This window comes from Amycolatopsis rhizosphaerae (genome assembly GCF_007713715.1).
In the GTDB taxonomy this organism is placed as follows: Bacteria; Actinomycetota; Actinomycetes; order Mycobacteriales; family Pseudonocardiaceae; genus Amycolatopsis_E; species Amycolatopsis_E rhizosphaerae.
This window is the reverse complement of the sequence record NZ_VJWX01000753.1, coordinates 1-2,162: the sequence shown is the minus strand read 5'-3', so window position 1 is coordinate 2,162 and position 2,162 is coordinate 1. Positions and strand designations below refer to the sequence as shown.

Here is a 2,162-nt window from a genome sequence, read left to right as displayed (position 1 = left end):
ATGCACCTGTTCGACGCGCGGCATTGCCTGTTGGGCGGTTACGGCATCGTCGGCGGCCAGATCCCGCCCGCCACGGGTGCCGCGCTCGCCCTGGCCTACCGGCACGGCCCCAGTCCCCACGGTGATGCGGTGATGTGCCTGCTGGGCGATGCGGCGACGAACATCGGGGCCTTCCACGAGTCGCTCAACCTCGCCGCCGTCTGGCGGCTGCCGATCGTGTACGTGATCGTCAACAACCAGCTCGGCATGGGTACCCCGGTCGAGGCCGCCGCCGGCGAGCCCGAACTGTTCCGGCGGGGCTGTTCCTACCGCATCCCCGGGCAGCGGGTGGACGGCAACGACGTGCTCGCCGTCCGCGAGGCCGCCCGCGACGCACTGGACCGGGCCCGCGGCGAGCACCAGCCGATGCTGGTGGAGACGGTCAGCTACCGGTTGCGCGGGCACTCGGTGGTCGACCCGGCCCGCTACCGCAGCGACGCCGACAACCGGCGACTCCGGGACCTGGACCCGGTGCCCGCGTTCCGCGCCCGGCTGATCGACGACGCCGTCCTCGATGCCGGGAGTGCGGCGCGGATCGACGGCGAGGCCGAGCAGGTCGTCGCCGAGGCCGTCGAGGCAGCCGAGGCCGCACCGGACCCGGACGGGGAAACACTGTTCGACCACGTGTACGCCACCCCGGTCGCCAACACCCCGCAGGGCAGGCCCGGTGACCCGGTGGTGACTCCGTGACGGTGATCAGCTACCGGCAGGCACTGCACGACACGCTGCGCGCGGAACTGCTGCGCGACGAGGACGTACTGCTCATCGGCGAGGAAATCGGCGTCTTCGAAGGCTCCTACAAGATCACCGCCGGGCTGCTCACCGAGTTCGGGCCGCGCCGCGTGCGGGACACGCCGATCTGCGAGGAGGGGTTCGTCGGGACCGCGATCGGCGCCGCCATGCTCGGCCTGCGGCCGGTGGTGGAGATCATGACGATCAACTTCAGCCTGCTGGCCATCGACCAGATCGTCAACCACGCCGCGAAGATGCGCTCGATGTTCGGCGGTCAGGTCCGCGTCCCACTGGTGATCCGCACCCCCGGCGGTGGCGGCCAGCAACTGGCCGCCACCCACTCGCAGAACCTGGAAGTCTGGTACGCCCACGTCCCCGGCCTCAAGGTGCTCGCCCCGGCCACTCCGGCCGACGCGAAGGGACTGCTCGCCGCGGCGATCCGCGACGACGATCCGGTGCTCCTGCTGGAGAACCTCGCCCTCTACAACACCAAGGGCGAGGTCCCCGACGGCGACCACACCCTCGACATCGGTACCGCCACGGTGATGAAACCCGGCACCGGCATCACCGTCATCGCCTACTCCCGCGCCGCCGTGGTCGCCCTCGACGTGGCCCGCAGGCTGGAAAAGGACGGCATCTCCGTCGAGGTGGTCGATCTGCGCAGCCTGCGCCCCCTGGACCGGAACACCCTCTGCGCCTCGGTCCGCAAGACCAGCCGCGCCGTTGTCCTGGAAGACGACTGGCTGTCCTACGGCATCGGCGCGGAAATCGCCGCCACCCTCCAGGAAGGAGCGTTCGACTACCTCGACGCCCCGATCCGGCGGGTCGCCGCCGCCGAAGTTCCCCTGCCCTACGCCAAACCGCTGGAACTGGCCGCGCTGCCCGATGCCACCGCGCTCACCCGGGCCATCCGGGAAACCCTCGACGCGACGCGCTTCACCGGCCAGGAGGACCACCGATGACGGACGTGTTGATGCCCCGCCTGTCCGACACGATGGAAGAAGGCGTGCTCTCCGCGTGGCGCAAGCACGAAGGCGACCCGGTGCACCGCGGTGACGTGCTCGCCGAGATCGAGACCGACAAGGCCGCCATGGAACTGGAGGCGTACGACGAGGGCGTCCTCATCCGCTTGCTGGTCGGCGAAGGCACCACCGTGCCGATCGGCACCCCCATCGCCGTCATCGACCCCGCCGGCGGCACTCCGCCGGCCACCGCGGAAGCCACCGCGGAGACCACAGTGGAACCCACCGCGGAGACCACAGTGGACGTTCCACCCGCCGCTCCGCCACCGGAATCCCCGCCGCCACCGGCTCAGGCCGCCGGTGCCGGGGGAGAGGCCCTCCGCGCATCGCCCCTGGCCCGCCGGATCGCCCGCGAACACGGCCTGGACC

General features: G+C 71.2%; 3 protein-coding genes. All 3 read left to right on the top strand.

All coding sequences use genetic code 11. The features are described from left to right. The coding region (locus FNH05_RS36415) for a thiamine pyrophosphate-dependent dehydrogenase E1 component subunit alpha (protein ID WP_144593378.1) at window positions 1-729 on the top strand (729 nt) is incomplete at its 5' end. Continuing rightward, the gene (locus FNH05_RS36410) at window positions 726-1,733 is read left to right on the top strand and encodes an alpha-ketoacid dehydrogenase subunit beta (protein ID WP_144593377.1); all 1,008 of its coding nucleotides are present in this window, start codon (window positions 726-728) and stop codon (window positions 1,731-1,733) included. The genes FNH05_RS36415 and FNH05_RS36410, both read left to right, overlap by 4 nt. Beyond that, window positions 1,730-2,162 (top strand): biotin/lipoyl-containing protein (locus FNH05_RS36405; RefSeq protein WP_342781657.1); only part of this gene is annotated, 433 nt, incomplete at its 3' end. The genes FNH05_RS36410 and FNH05_RS36405, both read left to right, overlap by 4 nt.